The following is a 16,357-nucleotide window of genomic DNA, read 5'->3' on the forward strand; positions in this document are numbered from 1 at the left end:
GGAAATGTAACTAAAAAGTTATTTGTCTCACCTAAAATATTCGTACTCATTCTTTTTTCTTTTTGCATATTGACAAAACAAAGAAAAGCAAGTATAATTAATGCAGAAAGTAAATAGAAAAGAAGGCAAAGGCGCCTTTAGAAGAAAGGTGCCTTTGCTTTTTTAATTATTAGCCCTCAAATTTAATTTTCCATCAAACTTTATACCAAATATTATCTCCTAAAAAACCTTTTTAAAATATGAAGATCATTTTTATTATACCACAAATTAATTCAAATTTGAAAAAAGGAGCACAAGGAGGTGAAAATGGTTACTAATAGGACGTACCTAATGTATACTGAATATTTTAAGAAAAATAAAGAAAAATGAGAAAATCGTAGATATGTTTTTAAAATGATTATAATAGCCAGCAGAATTTGCAGCGGATTTGCACCCTTTTAAAAAGGAAAGGGGTGTAGCAGGACAGATTAGGTGCTTATAGCAAAAAAAGTGTAAGACTATTATTAAAAAACAGAAAATTTTAAAGGAGGATGGTAGGCCGTGCGTAAAGGCTTTGTTAGGGTAGTAGCATTAGGTTTATTATCGTTTTTACTTTTGTTTACTTCGGCGTGTGGAAATAAGTCTGAGAGTAGCAATGCTATAAAAATTGGAGCAAACTTAGAGCTGTCGGGAAATGTTGCCACATTGGGTCAATCAGGCTTAAATGGAATTATGTTAGCAGTAGATGAAATTAACAATGCTGGTGGAGTTCTTGGTAAAAAGATTGAAATAGTCAAGTATGACAATAAGTCTGATAATACAGAAGCCGCTTCGGTTGCTACTCGGTTAATTACCCAAGATAAAGTAGTTGCTATTATTGGTTCGTGTACTTCTGGCAATACCCTATCTTATGTTAATATTGCCGAAACTAATAAAGTTCCTGTGATCTCGCCCTCGGCAACTAACCCTGATGTTACAGTAGATCCTAAAACAGGCAAGGTAAGAGAGTATATTTTCCGTACTTGCTTTATAGATCCTTTCCAGGGAACGGCAATGGCAAAGTTCGTTTTGAATGAATTAAAGCTTAAAAAAGTTGCTGTTTTAAAAGATAATACAGCTCCTTATTCGGTGGGTTTGGCTAAGTTTTTTGTAGAAGCTTTCAAAGCTGGCGGTGGCGAAATTTTAGCTGATGAAAACTACACTACCCAAGATCAGGATTTTCGCTCGGTATTAACCAAGATTAAAAATTTAAAGCCTGAATTTATTTATGTACCTGGTTATTACGAGCAAGTGGGTCAAATTGTAAAGCAAGCACGGGAGCTTGGTATTAATGTTCCTATGGGCGGTGGTGATGGCTGGGATTCGCCAAAACTTGTTGAAATTGCTGGTGCTGCTGCGCTTAATAACACCTTTATTACCAATCACTATTCGTCTTTAATGCCTGATCCAAAAGTTCAGGACTTTGTTAAAAAGTATAAGGAAAAGTACGGCAGCGAACCGGATGCAATGGCTGCAGTAGGTTATGATACGGTACTTGTTTTAGTTGATGCCATTAAACGGGCTGGTGAAGCTACACCCGAAAAGATCAAAGAAGCTTTAAAGACCACCAAGGATGTAGAAGGAGTTACTGCAAAAATCTCCTTAGATGAAAATCACAATCCTGCTAAAAGCTTGGTGATTTTGGAATACAAAGACGGTAAGCAAACCTATAAAGCTTATGTAAATCCTTAAAAGATTAAAGGGGGAGGAATATTCCTCCCCTAAAAAATGAATTTAATTAGGTTAGAGGTGGTTAATATGATGGAATTTATCCAGCAGTTAATAAATGGAATATCAGTGGGAAGTATTTACGCTTTAATTGCTTTAGGATACACTATGGTTTATGGTATTATAAAACTCATCAATTTTGCCCATGGCGATGTTTACATGCTTGGTGCCTTTGCAGGACTATATGCGACCTTGGTTTTAAAAATGTCTTTTGTTCCAGCGTTAATTTTTTCCATGATTGTGTGTGCTATTTTAGGCATTTTTATCGAAAGATTGGCATATCGTCCTTTAAGAAACTCACCAAAAATTGTAATTTTAATTACTGCAATAGGTGTTTCCCTTCTTTTAGAATATACCACAATGTTTTTCCTGGGTCCGCAACCTCGAGCATTTCCGAAAGTTTTTAAAGAGATTTCGTATTCATTACTTGGCGGAAAGATTACCATATCAAATAGGGAAATTTTAATTATTGCGGTCACGGTTATCTTAATGATTTTACTGCAGTATATAGTTCATAATACGAAAATTGGAAAAGCAATGCGGGCAGTTTCTTATGACATGCAAGCTGCTCGTTTAATGGGAATAAATGTGGATACGACAATATCCATCACCTTTGCTCTTGGTTCAGCTTTAGCTGCGGCAGCAGGAGTGCTGGTAGGAATATATTACAATAAAGTATTTCCTTTAATGGGAATTATGTTCGGTTTAAAAGCCTTTGTTTCAGCGGTTTTAGGAGGAATAGGAAGTATACCTGGAGCAATGACCGGAGGGCTTATTTTAGGGATTACCGAGTCCTTAGTAAGTGGGTACGGTAGTTCTTTATATAGGGATCCCGTAGCTTTTGTGATTTTGATTATTATCTTATTAGTTAAACCTTCTGGCTTATTTGGGAAAAACGTTCGGGAGAAAGTGTAGGTGAAAGGGAATGCTAAAAAATTGGTTTACAAAGGAAAATCTTGCAGTAACATTGTTGTTAATAGCGCTTATGGTAGGAGTTCAGGTTTTGTATTCAGCAGAAATCATTAGTCCTTTTGTGATGTTAAACTTAATTATTATCGCAATTAATATCATTCTTGCAGTAAGTTTAAATTTAGTGGTTGGTTATACGGGACAATTCTCTATTGGTCACGCGGGATTTATGGCATTAGGTGCTTATGCGTCGGCTATTATGACTTTAAATTTTAATGCTCCTTTTATTGTATCCTTGTTAGTTGGAGCAATAGTGGCGGGTATTGGCGGCGTTATAATTGGCATACCTACCTTGCGTTTAAAAGGTGATTACTTGGCTATTGCTACTTTAGGGTTTGCAGAAATAATCCGGGGGGGTAATAACAAATATTAGTTATTTAGGTGGAGCTTACGGCTTAATGGGAATAACCCAGAGGACTAATTGGCTGTGGGCTTTTGGCTGCATGTTGGTTACAGTTTTAGTTATCAAAAATTTTGTTCAATCCAGCCACGGTCGGGCGTGTATTTCGGTTCGAGAAAATGAAATTGCGGCGGAAGCAATGGGAATAAATACTACAAAATATAAAGTTATAGCTTTCACTATGGGTTCATTTTTTGCTGGAATTGGCGGGGCACTCCTTGCTCATTATATTACCTTTATTGAACCAAATGCTTTTAACTTTTTAAAATCCTTTGATATACTTGTGATGGTAGTTTTAGGAGGGCAAGGGAGCCTCACTGGCTCAGTGGTAGCGGCAATTGTACTGACGTTAATTTCTACATTTTTACAGAGTTTAGCAGAACTGCGACTTATAATTTATGCCATAATCTTAATTTTGGTAATGTTATTTAGACCACAGGGCCTTCTTGGAACCCATGAGTTATCCTTTAAGCTTTTGCAGAAAAAGAGAGGTGTAAGTCATGGCAGCCATTCTGCAGACGCATAGCCTGGGGATTAGCTTTGGAGGATTAAAAGCAGTTCAGGATTTAAATCTGACCTTAAATGAAGGAGATTTAGTTGGGTTAATCGGACCAAACGGTGCAGGTAAAACAACGGTTTTTAACCTTTTAACGGGGATTTACCTTCCAACCACAGGTGATATAATTTTTAAAGGCGAAAGCATAGTAGGGTTAAAGCCTTACCAAATTGCTGCTAAAGGAATAACCCGCACTTTCCAAAACATTCGTTTGTTTGGTGAACTTTCGGTTTTAGAAAATGTTTTAATTGCCAGGCACTTACATGTTCCATATAACATGATGCATGCTATATTCCGTCTTGGGAAGTTTTACCGAGGAGAAAAAGAAATGCGGGATGAAGCTTATGAGTTATTAAAAATCATGAACTTAGCTCATAAGGCGGAAGAAAAGGCCAAAAACTTACCTTACGGAGAACAGCGCCGATTAGAAATTGCCCGAGCATTGGCTACTCACCCTTCCTTATTACTTTTAGATGAACCAGCAGCAGGCATGAACCCTCGAGAAACGACAGAGTTAATGGAATTAATTGATTTTATCCGAGGTAAGTTTAATATGACTATTTTGCTTATTGAACACGATATGCATTTAGTAATGAACATTTGCGAGCGGATTTACGTTTTGGACTATGGAGTTAATATTGCTCATGGGACGCCTGAAGAAATTAAAAACAACTCTCGGGTCATTGAAGCGTATTTAGGAGAGGGGGCATAACTATGAGCGGGAAAGAAGTATTAAGAATTGAAGAGTTAAATGTGTTTTACGGGGCCATTCATGCTTTGAAGGGAATATCGCTTACCGTAAACGAAGGTGAAATAGTAACCTTAATTGGGGCAAATGGTGCGGGAAAAAGCACTACTTTAAATACAATTTGCGGATTGGTCAAGCCTAAATCGGGAAGAATAATTTTTGAAGGTAAGGATATTACTGATAAAGCTGCTCATGATATCGTAAAAATGGGTATAAGCCAGGTGCCTGAGGGCCGACGGGTTTTTGCTAACATGTCGGTAATGGAAAACCTAGAACTAGGTGCTTATCTTTTAAAAGATAAAGTGGAATTTAAACGCAGGCTTACTAAGGTTTTTGAGCGGTTTCCGCGGCTTGCTGAAAGAAAGGGACAACTGGCCGGCTCTTTATCTGGCGGAGAACAGCAAATGTTAGCGATGGGGCGGGCATTGATGTCGGCACCTAGACTCATGCTTTTAGATGAGCCTTCAATGGGTTTAGCTCCTCTGTTGGTTAAAGAAATTTTTGCGATTATTAAAGAACTAAACGAACAAGGAACTACTATTCTTTTAGTAGAACAAAATGCACATATGGCTCTTTCTATTGCTCATAAAGGCTATGTATTAGAAACAGGAAATATTGTGTTATCTGGCCCCGTTTGGGAGTTGGCAGAAAACCCGCAGGTAAAGGAAGCTTATCTTGGGGGTTAAAGAGGAGGTTAGTAAGGCAATTTTACTCATCAGATTAAAGGCGAACCTCTACTTTTATACATAAAAAGTTTGGTTCGTCATGATATTATTTTTGTCAAAAAATTTACATTATAATAAAATTTTGAAAGTTTGCTCTGAGAATTGACAGGAGGCATTTAGTATAAGTACTCTATTTTTCTACAGCTTGGTTCCTGAACAATTCAACATTTATTATACATCCTTAAAAATAAAATATAAAAATATAACCTTAGAATGAAACAAAGGCGTTTCATTTATATGAGTATGCCTTTGTTTTATTTTTTAATATTTTATGCTTTTATACTTTAATTAATCATTATTCTATCTCCGTAAGAAAATGGCATTTTAGTTTTTATAAGTCCATCTGGTTGTGGCAAGACTAGAGGATGGAAGACTACATCACTGGAAGATTCGGTTAAAGGAGGTGAAAGGGTGAATCGCACTCATTTTGAAAAAGAATTAGAGAAACTTCATTATGACGTATTAAAAATGGGTAGCCTTGTAGAAGAGGCGATAGCGAACGCCATTGTTTCTTTAGTGAACCATGATACAGAATTGGCTCAAAAAGTTATAGATGACGATGACAGAATAGACAAAATGGAAGTAGAAATTGACAATAAATGTGCAAAGATCATTGTAACCCAGCAGCCAATTGCAAGGGATTTGAGAATAGTTTTGACAGGGCTTAAAATTGTTACAGACTTAGAAAGAATGGCAGACTATGCAGTAGATATAGCAAAAACTACTTTGAGGATTGCTCATCAAAAATATATAAAACCATTGATATATATTCCTAGAATGGCTGAAACCGTAAGAGAAATGGTAAAAATGTCATTGGATTCTTATGTCCGACAGGATTTAGACCTTGCAAGGACGATTGGTGAAAAAGATGATATAGTAGATGCCCTTTACAAACAAGTATTTACAGAACCATTAACTTATATGATGGAAGACCCAAGAAACATCGACCAGGCGAGTCAGTTTTTGTTTGTAGCTCGTTATCTTGAGAGAATTGCTGATCATGCTACTAATATATGTGAATGGGTAATTTACTTAGATACGGGAGAGCATATAGATTTAAATTAAAAATATTAGGTTGTTGAACAATTTTAAGCAAAGCCGCAGCCTATAACGAAAGTTTATGTGGAGTAAGGCGTCATTACTGCTGTTTATTTGGTGTATTTTGGTTTTCATTTTTATACATTTTTTAATTTTAATAACTTCAATAGGAATTCCTCTTGTAGATAAAAATCAAATAACTTCTATTCTATAAATAATATAGTTTTCGATAAAATTTTAAAAAAGTGTTGATATGGAGTGTATTAAAACAATTGGTAGCTACTTTACCGACAAAAGTCGTATGGGAAGTTATCCATGTGCCAGTTTGTATAATCATGACTACTGTCTATCCAATTAATCTTCTTCCAATTCATAGGCCATAACTGGCAATCTTCCTATAGCCAATGTTATATTAGCACAATCGTTGACAGTAACTACATTGGTGATATGGTGAACTAAAGGTGAGGTGAGCATTTTTACACAATGTCAAGAAGAAACATGCTTCCCTACGCAGGCATTACCCTGACAGGTTCAAAGGGTCGGGAACGAATTCCCTCTCAGCCACTTCTTGGCTCCCATAGCACTCGTCTTATTTGGTTTTGTCCAATATGCTTAAAGTAATTATACCACAAACCTAAAAGAATTCAATAATTATTTTGAAAATGGTATCAATATTCAATGAGTTAAGTCTATATAGTGTAATTTCATCCATGAAGTGATAGAAATTTTTGAGAAGTTATTAAAAGAAGGTATGGACATTACAGAGCTTGTATCAATAATCAAGGAAATAACGGATAAATTGGGGAGGGAAGCAATAATAGGATATGAAAGAACATATTACAAATCCAAAAGAGATGGTAGGTACACATATTTGGTAGATGACGCATTAGGGATAGAAAGGCATGAGAGGATAGAGAAGGGAGTAAAAATAAGGCTAGTAGAAAAATCGATATAAGAATCATACGAGAAAAGCAGTAAAGAAGCATGTCCAGAGGAATTAAGTAAACAGACGGTATTAAACGCAATAAAAGAAATAGGGGAAGTAGAAGTAAAGAAAGAAGAAAAAGTGAAGAAGGAAGTAAGGGTGTTATACATAGAAGCGGACGAAGACTATGTATCCTTACAAGATGGGAGTAAAGAGATGCCACGACTTGTATACATACATGAAGGGAAAGAAACAAAGAATGGGAGGAATGAACTAAAGAATGTTTATTACAAAGCATACGTAGGGGGAAAACCCGAAGACATATGGATAGATGTAGCAAATTATATAAATGACAATTACAAAGAAGAGAAGATAAAGAAGGTATACATAGCGGGGGATGGGGCAAAATGGATAAAAGAAGGATTAGAGTGGATACCAAAATCCAGATTTGTACTAGATAGGTATCATTTAAAAGCAACATCGAGGGAACCAAGATATAGAGATAGAATATAGAGGGCAGTAAACGAAGGGGATGAAAAAGCATTAAAAGAGGCATTTAATGAACTAGCGAAATTAGCAGAAACGGAGCAAGAGAAGAAGAAAGCAGGAATCCATTAGGATGGAGTAGAGAAGGGCTAAAGTTAATGGCAAAATTAAGGGTATTTAGCAAGAATGGAGGCAACTTAAGAGAAATAGAGCGGCGTAATAAAAGAAAAAATACCAATGGAGGTTACAAATTAACGAAGAAGCAGATGAAAGAGGTAGTGAAGAGAGCTAAAACGTATATAAATGAAAAGATAAATAATATTACGGTTTTAAATATAGGTAAAGTAACACCAATATACAGAATTTTAAAAGCAATAAAATATGAAAGTGTGATATAGAAAACATAATGGATGGGAACCTTGATTTAATGAGATTTCAGGGGTTGTCTTTAAAAAATGTCCTACAGTATCTTGACATCATTCACAATGGCACTCTTGACATGTCAATAAATCTCTGATAAAATACCTTTGTGCAGATTTTTACTCAGTGACCCTATGGTTCGAGTTCCTAATGGCGCACTATTTTAATATGCGGGCATGGCGGAACTGGCAGACGCGCCAGACTTAGGATCTGGTGTCTTTCGACGTGGGGGTTCAAGTCCCTTTGCCCGCACCAAGGTATAATAAGGATTGAAAAATAATGCAATACGCATTATTTTTTTAATAAATGAAAAAAGTAAGTTTCAAAGGAAAAGTGATAAAATTACAATAACTTGAGTTTGATTCACCGTTTTTTTATGTTATAATATTATAAGTTTAGAAGACTTTATTCGAAAGAATAAGAAATAGGAGGATTTACTTAATGGGTGTGAGTCTTAAAAAATTAGAGAAAAGTGTTGCAACGATTGAACTTACCATACCAAGTGAAAAGTTCGAAGAAGGTTTAAATTTTGCCTTTAAAAAGAACGCTTCAAAGTTCAATGTGCCGGGTTTTAGAAGAGGGAAAGCACCGAGAATTATTGTGGAAAGGTATTACGGTGAAGGAGTGCTATATGAGGACGCTGTAGAATATGTTTTTGATGGGGCATATAAAGAAGCTCTTAAAGTGTTTAATTTAGAGCCAATAGATTATCCAGACATTAATATTTTACAAATTGGAAAAGGTAAAGACTTAATTTTAGAAGCTACAGTACCTGTTATGCCAGAAGTGGAACTGGGAGACTACAAAGGTATAGAAATTGAAAAAATAGAGTATAATGTGTACGATGGCGATGTAGAATACGAGTTAGAAAAGTTAAGGCAGCAAAATGCAAGGATTGTCCCTATCGAAGGAAGAGCTGCCCAAGAAGGAGATATAGCTGTAATAGATTTTGAAGGTTTTATCGATGACAAGCCTTTTGAAAGTGGCAAAGCTGAAAATTATGAATTAGAATTAGGAAGCGGTACTTTTGTGCCTGGTTTTGAAGAACAAATTGTAGGCCACAATATAAATGACACTTTTGATGTGAATGTTACTTTCCCCGAAAATTACAGGGTAGAGGAATTAAGAGGCAAATCTGCTGTTTTTAAAGTCACTCTCAAGGCTTTAAATAAGAAAGAACTGCCTGAATTAGACGATGAATTTGCAAAAGATGTAAGCGAATTTGAAACCTTAGAAGAATTAAAAGCTGATATAAGAAAAAAAATAGAAGAAAAAAATAGATTAGAAGCTGAAAATGAAATGAAAGAAAAAGCGGTGATTAAAGTTGTAGAAAATGCAAAAGTGGACATTCCAGATGTCATGGTAGAAAGGCAAATAGACATTTCTTTAAGGGATTTGGACTATAATTTGAGATATCAAGGCTTAGACCTTAATAAGTATTTGGAAATTACAGGTAAAAGTTTAGAAGATTTAAGAAAAGAAATGTGGGAAGGAGCTCTAAAGAGAGTAAAGACTCAGCTTGTTATAGATAAAATAGCAAAAGTAGAGAAGATTGAGGCTACAGAGGAAGAATTAGAAAATAGGTTAAAAGAAATGGCAACGAATTACAGAATAAATTTGGAAGAATTAAAGAAAAGTCTCACTGAAAGCCAAATAAATAGCATAAAAGAAGATATAGCCTATTTTAAGACAATTGACTTTATTTTTAGTAAGTGTAAAATAATAAGTAAAGATAAAGTGGAGTGATTTTTATGAGTCTTGTACCTATAGTAGTAGAGCAGACTAATAGAGGCGAACGTTCATATGATATATTTTCTCGCTTGCTTAAAGACAGAATCGTTTTTTTGGGAGAAGAAATAAATGATACTACAGCAAGCTTAGTCATTGCGCAGCTTCTGTTTTTGGAAGCTGAAGACCCTGACAAAGACATCTGGCTTTATATAAATAGTCCAGGAGGTTCTATAACTGCAGGTTTTGCCATTTATGATACTATGCAATATATAAAACCAGATGTAGTGACTTTGTGCGTTGGAATGGCCGCATCTATGGCTGCCTTTTTGCTGGCAGCAGGTACAAAAGGAAAGAGGTTTGCACTTCCAAACAGCGAAATAATGATACATCAGCCTTTAGGAGGCATGCAAGGCCAAGCTACCGACATTAAAATTCACGCTGAAAGGATACTGAGGTTAAGAGATAAGTTAGACAGGATACTTGCGGAAAATACGGGGCAGCCTATCGAAAAAATAAAGGCGGATACTGAAAGAGACTTTTTCATGGATGCGGAGGATGCAAAAGCATACGGCATTATAGACGAGGTCCTTGTCAGGAAGAAAAAATAACGCCCCAAAAGAGGTGGAATTATGGCCAAATATGATAATCAAAAGCAACTAAAGTGCTCATTTTGCGGAAAGACACAGGATCAAGTAAAGAGATTAGTTGCAGGTCCTGGTGTATATATTTGCGACGAATGTATTGAGCTCTGTCAGGAAATCATAAATGAAGAATTTGAGGAAAATATAGATGTAGAAATCGGGGAACTCCCAAAACCAAAAGAAATAAAAGAATTTCTTGACCAATATGTGATAGGTCAAGAAAAAGCAAAAAAAGCTTTGGCGGTTGCTGTTTACAACCATTACAAAAGGATTAACAGCCGATTAAGGCCAGATGATGTAGAGCTTCAAAAGAGCAATATTTTGCTTTTAGGACCGACTGGTTCCGGTAAAACGCTTTTAGCGCAAACTCTTGCAAAATTACTCAATGTTCCTTTTGCAATAGCGGATGCTACTTCTCTTACCGAAGCTGGATATGTAGGTGAAGATGTAGAGAATATACTGTTAAAGCTTATACAGGCGGCGGATTACGACATAGAAAAAGCAGAAAAAGGAATAATCTACATTGACGAAATAGACAAGATAGCGAGAAAATCTGAAAATCCTTCTATTACTCGCGACGTATCAGGAGAAGGCGTTCAACAGGCACTACTTAAGATTTTGGAAGGAACTATTGCCAATGTGCCGCCCCAAGGAGGAAGAAAACATCCTCATCAAGAATTTATTCAGATAGACACCACCAATATATTGTTCATATGTGGAGGTGCTTTTGAAGGCATTGAAAAGATAATAGAATCTCGAATTGGCAAAAAAACATTGGGTTTTGGTTCAGACGTACAGAGCAGGAAAGAAAAAGATATCGGAGAGATTTTAAATCATATAATGCCTGAGGACCTCCTTAAATTCGGTATGATACCTGAATTTATAGGAAGGGTTCCGATTGTTGTAACGTTGGAGGCTTTGGACAAAGAGGCGTTAATAAGAATACTCACAGAGCCGAAAAATGCTTTAGTAAAACAGTATGAAAAGTTGTTTGAATTAGATGGTGTCAAACTTGAATTTGAGAAAAAAGCTTTAAGCCTTATAGCAGATAAAGCATTAGAGAGAAAGACAGGTGCAAGGGGTTTAAGGTCAATTCTGGAAGAGATTATGCTGGATGTAATGTATGAAATACCTTCCAGCGACAACATAGAAAAATGCATAATAACAGAGGAGACTGTTTTAAAGAAAGCTCCTCCTACACTGGTCTATTCTGATGTTCAAAAGACCAAGAAGAAGATAAAAAAGGCGGAATCCATCTCCTAAAAAAATTATAAGGAATTTACATCAATCCCCCTTCTCCTTCACATACTAAGATAGTGAATGAGAAGGGGGGTGGGATTATATTGCACAAAGAGGGGAAGATATGACACAGAAAAAGTACGTATTGCCTATGATTCCTTTGCGAGGACTAACAATTTTTCCCTACATGGTACTTCATTTTGATATAGGAAGAGGAAAATCCATTCGGGCTTTAGAAGAAGCCTTTATGAACAATCAATTGATATTTGTTTCAACGCAAAAAGAGGCAGAGATAGAAGATCCTTCTGTTGATGACGTTTACAAAGTAGGTACCATTACAAAAGTTAAGCAAATGCTTAAACTTCCAGGGGAAATCATACGAGTGCTTGTTGAAGGAATTAGCCGTGCTGAGATTCAGCAAGTCACCAAAGATGAGGAATTTTTTGAGGTTGAAGTTTTGGAAAAGGAAGAAAAAAGCGAGATAGAGAAAACACCCGAATTAGAGGCTTTGATGAGAAGTGTAACTTCTTCTTTTGAAGAGTATGTAAACATGACATCTCGGTTACCAATAGATAGCCTTTATAGCGTGTTTAGCATAGAAGAACCAGGAAGACTTGCGGATGTTATAGCAGCCCATATAGCTTTAAATACCAGCCAAAGCCAGCAACTTTTAGAATGTTTTGACGTAAATAAAAGATTAGAGACTCTTTTAGGGTTTTTGATGAAGGAATTAGATATATTAAAGATTGAAAGAGAAATAAATGCAAAAGTTAGAAGTCAAATCGATAAGTTGCAAAAAGAATACTATCTGCGGGAGCAGTTAAAAGCTATAAAAGCTGAATTAGGGGAAACTGATGAAATTGACCAAGAAATAGAAGAATATGAAAAAAAGATAAGCAAAGCGGATTTGCCAGAGGAAGTAAGAAAAAAAGCAAAAGAAGAATTAAAGCGCTTGTCAAAAATGGCTCCTGGCTCTGCTGAAGCGTCTGTTGTGAGAACTTATTTGGATTGGATACTGGACTTGCCTTGGAATTATGAGACAGAGGATATTTTGGATTTAAAGAGGGCACAAAAAATATTGGACGAAGACCACTATGGCCTTAAAAAGGTCAAAGAGAGGATAATTGAGTTTTTGGCTGTAAGAAGTTTTTACAACAAAATAAAAAGCCCTATTCTTTGCCTTGTAGGTCCTCCAGGTGTCGGGAAAACTTCTTTGGGCAGGTCTATTGCAAGAGCTATGAACAGGAAGTTTGTAAGGTTATCTTTGGGTGGAGTGAGAGATGAAGCTGAAATAAGAGGGCACAGGCGTACATACGTTGGAGCTATCCCCGGAGGTATTATAAATTCTATAAAAATAGCTGGCTCAAAAAATCCTGTTTTTTTGCTGGATGAAATAGATAAAATGAGTTCAGACTTTAGAGGAGACCCTGCTTCTGCAATGCTTGAAGTTCTTGACCCGGAACAAAATTCAGCTTTTAGAGACCATTACCTTGATTTACCTTTTGACCTTTCCAAAGTGTTATTTATAACTACTGCTAATACTACTGATACAATACCGGCACCCCTTTTAGATAGAATGGAAGTAATATACGTGTCTGGATATACAGAAGAAGAAAAACTTCACATCGCAAAAGACTATTTGATACCTAAAATATTGCAAGAACACGGAGTAACTGATAACAGAATTGTCATTCAAGAGTCTGCGATTAAAGGGATTATATCTGAATACACGCGAGAGGCTGGAGTAAGAGGATTAGAAAAGAATTTATCAAAAATTGTGAGAAAAGCCATAAAGAAAATGGTAGAGGATAACGTACAAGTAGTAAAAATAGGAAAGCAAAATCTTGTATCCTATTTGGGTAAACCTATCTACAGAATTGACAAAGCAAACCTAAAGGATGAAATAGGGACTGCTATGGGCCTTGCTTGGACAAGGACAGGGGGAGACACTTTAACAGTAGAAGCATCAGTGATGCCGGGAAGCGGTAAACTCAATCTCACTGGCCAGTTGGGGGATGTGATGAAAGAATCTGCTCAAGCCGGTTTTAGCTATATAAGAGCAAATGCCCAAAAATTAAATATAGATAAAGATTTTTACAAAAATGTCGATATACATATACACGTCCCTGAAGGGGCAATTCCAAAAGATGGACCTTCTGCAGGCATAACGATGGTGACAGCTATGGTATCTGCCCTTAAAAAAGTGCCGGTGAGAAAAGATGTGGCGATGACAGGAGAGATAACCTTAACTGGCAAAGTCCTTCCTATAGGAGGAGTAAAGGAAAAAGTTTTGGCAGCCCACAGGGCGGGAATACTTAAAGTAATACTTCCCTTTGAAAATAAAAGGGACTTAGATGAAATTCCTCAAAGTGTGAAGAGAAAATTGGAATTTAAGTTTGTAGAGAAAATCGACGAAGTGCTGGACTTTGCCCTGGTTAAGGAGGGCGTTTATGAAAATTAAAACTGTAAGGCTTGCTCACACTGCTTTTAATGAAGAACAGTATCCCAAAGATAACCTTCCCCAAATAGTTATTGTAGGTAGGTCAAACGTGGGTAAATCTACTTTGATAAATACTGTTTTAAATAGAAAAAATCTTGCAAGGACGAGTTCAAGACCGGGAAAAACCCGAGGTATAAATTTTTATTTGATAAACAACAACTTTTATTTAGTAGATTTGCCTGGATATGGGTATGCCGAAGTGTCAAAAGAGATGAAAAAACAGTGGGCGAAAAATATAGAGACTTTTCTCAATACTTCTAAAAATTTACGTCATGGCTTGTTTTTACTGGATATTCGAAGGACACCTAATGAAGATGACTTTCTCATGATAAATTGGTTTAGATATAGAAATTTGCCTTTTACAGTAGTATTGACTAAAGCTGATAAAGTAAACAAAGCGGAGATTGCTAAAGCAGTTGATGATATTTGTAAAATTTTTAACATTACTAAAGAAGATGTAATAGTTTTTTCTTCTTTGCAAAAATTAGGGGTACTTCAAGTGATAGCGATTTTTGATAAATATACTTAAAAAGATGAGTTTTTGCATGATTATGGAGGAATTTAGTTGATAAGGGGGTTAAGTCGCTAAATTTTTGATAATTTGGCAGAGATAGGTGATTCTAAGTTTAGTAAACGATTGTATTAAAATTTTATAAGAGGTACAATTTAATTAACCATCCATGCTTAACAAAACACAACCATAGATGAAAATATATTTTCGTATTAACTATTGATAAAAATTTTGTTTTGTGTGTTTGTGTGGAGGGATGATTTTGGTGAAAGGTTCGTTAGAAAGCAAGATTAATGAAGAAATGATCAAACTCACAAAAGAGGCAATTGGAAGAGGTGCGGAAGCTGCCAAAACCCGCATTTGCGATGACATGGTAATTGTAAGGCTTAGTAAGTCTTTGAGCCATGAAGAAATGCAAATTATCTCTACACAGGAAGGTAGAAAGCTTATCAAGCAGTTGAGAGAAGTGTTAGATGAGATATTAAAACCAAAATTTGAAGAGATGATATCTAGACTTACAGGATGCAATGTTGTGAGCATTTATAAAGATGTCAATCCACAAAAAGGGGAATATATCTATTTATTTGTATTAGACAGAAACTTAGAGGAAGAACTAAGAGCCAGATAAAATGAGTGAATATTGCTGTTTAATGGCAAAAAAGTAAATATTCTAAATTGAAAATTTTGAATCACAAGTTTATAATTATATGTGTTGGGAGTATCAGAAAGGAGGTGACTTGAGTGGAGATTGAACCGTCGGTAGTGTTTACGATACCTTTGTTTGGCGGAATTCCTGTTACAATGACAGTAGTAGTGGAATGGATTATAATGGCTGTACTAATTATTGCCTCATTAATAGTCACAAAGGGATGGAAACTAGTTCCTGAAGGTACACAAACTGTGGTAGAAGTTGCAATTGATAGTTTCAATAAATTTGTTGAAAATTCACTAGGTAACCATTGGAAAGAATATGCACCATACCTTGGAACTGTTGCGTTGTTTCTTATTGTAGCAAATACGATAGGCATTTTTGGTTTTCCGCCTCCTACGAAGGACCTTAGTACGACCTCTGCTCTTGCTATTATGTCAATTACTACTGTCATCATAGCCTCTATAAGAGCGAGAGGGATAAAGGGATTTGCAAAAAGTTTTTTTAAGTCCCCGATAGATTTTTTTATACAAATGTTAGACCTTTTTACAAGGCCACTATCACTTGCAGCCCGACTTTTTGGCAATATATTAGCAGCTACAACAATAATGGAACTTATTTCAAAGGCTGTACCGATAGTAGTGCCTGCAGTATTTAGTTTGTATTTTGACCTTTTTGACGGATTTTTACAGATGTTGGTATTTGTATTTTTAACGATGTTGTATATTGAAGAAGCAATAGAATAAGGTATAATAAAAGTAGTAAAACGATTAAAAAATTTTAATAAAAATAAAATAAAAAAATAAAAAAGAAAAGGAGAGGATTTAAATGGATTTATTAGCTATAGGAGCAGCTATTGCTGCATTAACAGGTATAGGCGCAGGTATTGGTATAGGCCTTGCGACAGGAAAGGCAGTTGAAGCTGTATCAAGGCAGCCGGAAGCAGGTGGAAGGATTATGCAGCTTCTTTTATTGGGAGGCGCGCTTGCAGAGGCAACAGCTATATATGGGTTGCTTGTGTCAATTATGTTAATAATATTCAAGCCATAATTCAATTCATTTACATTTAATAA

At 35.9% G+C, this 16,357-nt stretch carries 13 protein-coding genes, 1 tRNA gene, 3 pseudogenes and 1 riboswitch; of the genes and pseudogenes, 16 read left to right on the plus strand and 1 reads right to left on the minus strand.

Annotated elements, in window-relative coordinates:
- The first annotated feature begins 540 nt into the window (after window positions 1-540).
- From TKV_RS03030 to phoU, 6 genes and pseudogenes are all read left to right on the plus strand, one after another.
- Window positions 541-1,710 (plus strand): ABC transporter substrate-binding protein, encoded by a 1,170-nt coding sequence (locus TKV_RS03030; protein WP_049684698.1) that lies wholly within the window; start codon window positions 541-543, stop codon window positions 1,708-1,710.
- A gap of 66 nt (window positions 1,711-1,776) precedes the next feature.
- On the plus strand, window positions 1,777-2,661 hold the full coding sequence (locus TKV_RS03035) for a branched-chain amino acid ABC transporter permease (RefSeq protein ID WP_049686186.1): 885 nt from the start codon (window positions 1,777-1,779) through the stop codon (window positions 2,659-2,661).
- A gap of 10 nt (window positions 2,662-2,671) precedes the next feature.
- A pseudogene (locus tag TKV_RS14080) lies at window positions 2,672-3,641 on the plus strand (branched-chain amino acid ABC transporter permease).
- On the plus strand, window positions 3,616-4,383 hold the full coding sequence (locus tag TKV_RS03045) for an ABC transporter ATP-binding protein (RefSeq protein WP_049684699.1): 768 nt from the start codon (window positions 3,616-3,618) through the stop codon (window positions 4,381-4,383). The pseudogene TKV_RS14080 and the gene TKV_RS03045 overlap by 26 nt, the downstream one beginning before the upstream one ends.
- A 2-nt stretch (window positions 4,384-4,385) precedes the next feature.
- Entirely contained in the window at window positions 4,386-5,105 is a 720-nt protein-coding gene (locus TKV_RS03050; RefSeq protein WP_049684700.1) for an ABC transporter ATP-binding protein, read from the plus strand.
- A 450-nt stretch (window positions 5,106-5,555) separates the two neighbouring features.
- On the plus strand, window positions 5,556-6,209 hold the full coding sequence (gene phoU / locus TKV_RS03055; RefSeq protein WP_049684701.1) for a phosphate signaling complex protein PhoU: 654 nt from the start codon (window positions 5,556-5,558) through the stop codon (window positions 6,207-6,209).
- Window positions 6,210-6,542: 333 nt separating this feature from the next.
- Here phoU and TKV_RS12255 read toward each other — a convergent pair.
- Window positions 6,543-6,656: pseudogene (locus TKV_RS12255) on the minus strand (hydroxyethylthiazole kinase); the annotation flags it as partial.
- Window positions 6,657-6,668: 12 nt separating this feature from the next.
- Window positions 6,669-6,771: riboswitch (TPP riboswitch) on the minus strand.
- Window positions 6,772-6,888: 117 nt separating this feature from the next.
- Here TKV_RS12255 and TKV_RS12260 point away from each other — a divergent pair.
- The 10 genes and pseudogenes from TKV_RS12260 to atpE all read left to right on the plus strand — a co-directional run bounded on the left by TKV_RS12260 (window position 6,889) and on the right by atpE (window position 16,334).
- Window positions 6,889-7,991, plus strand: a pseudogene (locus tag TKV_RS12260) (ISLre2 family transposase).
- Between the two features lie 192 nt (window positions 7,992-8,183).
- Window positions 8,184-8,268, plus strand: a tRNA-Leu gene (locus TKV_RS03070).
- Window positions 8,269-8,454: 186 nt separating this feature from the next.
- On the plus strand, window positions 8,455-9,759 hold the full coding sequence (gene tig / locus TKV_RS03075) for a trigger factor (RefSeq protein WP_049684703.1): 1,305 nt from the start codon (window positions 8,455-8,457) through the stop codon (window positions 9,757-9,759).
- Window positions 9,760-9,764: 5 nt separating this feature from the next.
- Complete coding sequence (clpP, locus tag TKV_RS03080; protein WP_049684704.1) at window positions 9,765-10,352, plus strand: ATP-dependent Clp endopeptidase proteolytic subunit ClpP; 588 nt, start codon at window positions 9,765-9,767, stop codon at window positions 10,350-10,352.
- 21 nt (window positions 10,353-10,373) lie between these two features.
- The gene (gene clpX / locus TKV_RS03085; protein WP_049684705.1) at window positions 10,374-11,648 is read left to right on the plus strand and encodes an ATP-dependent Clp protease ATP-binding subunit ClpX; all 1,275 of its coding nucleotides are present in this window, start codon (window positions 10,374-10,376) and stop codon (window positions 11,646-11,648) included.
- A 100-nt stretch (window positions 11,649-11,748) separates the two neighbouring features.
- Complete coding sequence (gene lon, locus TKV_RS03090) at window positions 11,749-14,085, plus strand: endopeptidase La (protein WP_049684706.1); 2,337 nt, start codon at window positions 11,749-11,751, stop codon at window positions 14,083-14,085.
- Entirely contained in the window at window positions 14,075-14,653 is a 579-nt protein-coding gene (yihA, locus tag TKV_RS03095; RefSeq protein WP_049684707.1) for a ribosome biogenesis GTP-binding protein YihA/YsxC, read from the plus strand. The genes lon and yihA overlap by 11 nt, the downstream gene beginning before the upstream one ends.
- A gap of 247 nt (window positions 14,654-14,900) precedes the next feature.
- A complete protein-coding gene (locus TKV_RS03100) occupies window positions 14,901-15,263 on the plus strand; it encodes a DUF2294 domain-containing protein (protein ID WP_049686187.1) in 363 nt (120 codons plus the stop codon).
- A gap of 113 nt (window positions 15,264-15,376) precedes the next feature.
- Window positions 15,377-16,030, plus strand: coding sequence for a F0F1 ATP synthase subunit A (locus TKV_RS03105; RefSeq protein WP_049684708.1), 654 nt, complete (start codon window positions 15,377-15,379; stop codon window positions 16,028-16,030).
- Between the two features lie 82 nt (window positions 16,031-16,112).
- Window positions 16,113-16,334: an ATP synthase F0 subunit C gene (gene atpE, locus TKV_RS03110; protein ID WP_049684709.1), complete on the plus strand. Its 222-nt coding sequence runs from the start codon at window positions 16,113-16,115 to the stop codon at window positions 16,332-16,334.
- Window positions 16,335-16,357: the final 23 nt, after the last annotated feature.

This window comes from Thermoanaerobacter kivui (genome assembly GCF_000763575.1).
Taxonomy (GTDB): Bacteria; Bacillota; Thermoanaerobacteria; order Thermoanaerobacterales; family Thermoanaerobacteraceae; genus Thermoanaerobacter; species Thermoanaerobacter kivui.

Coding starts and splice junctions, on each gene's coding strand:
- TKV_RS03045 (WP_049684699.1), top strand. CDS start 3,616: ATGGCAGCCATTCTGCAGACGCATAGCCTGGGGATTAGCTTTGGAGGA.
- TKV_RS03050 (WP_049684700.1), top strand. CDS start 4,386: ATGAGCGGGAAAGAAGTATTAAGAATTGAAGAGTTAAATGTGTTTTAC.
- clpP (WP_049684704.1), top strand. CDS start 9,765: ATGAGTCTTGTACCTATAGTAGTAGAGCAGACTAATAGAGGCGAACGT.
- yihA (WP_049684707.1), top strand. CDS start 14,075: ATGAAAATTAAAACTGTAAGGCTTGCTCACACTGCTTTTAATGAAGAA.
- tig (WP_049684703.1), top strand. CDS start 8,455: ATGGGTGTGAGTCTTAAAAAATTAGAGAAAAGTGTTGCAACGATTGAA.
- atpE (WP_049684709.1), top strand. CDS start 16,113: ATGGATTTATTAGCTATAGGAGCAGCTATTGCTGCATTAACAGGTATA.
- clpX (WP_049684705.1), top strand. CDS start 10,374: ATGGCCAAATATGATAATCAAAAGCAACTAAAGTGCTCATTTTGCGGA.
- lon (WP_049684706.1), top strand. CDS start 11,749: ATGACACAGAAAAAGTACGTATTGCCTATGATTCCTTTGCGAGGACTA.
- TKV_RS03035 (WP_049686186.1), top strand. CDS start 1,777: ATGATGGAATTTATCCAGCAGTTAATAAATGGAATATCAGTGGGAAGT.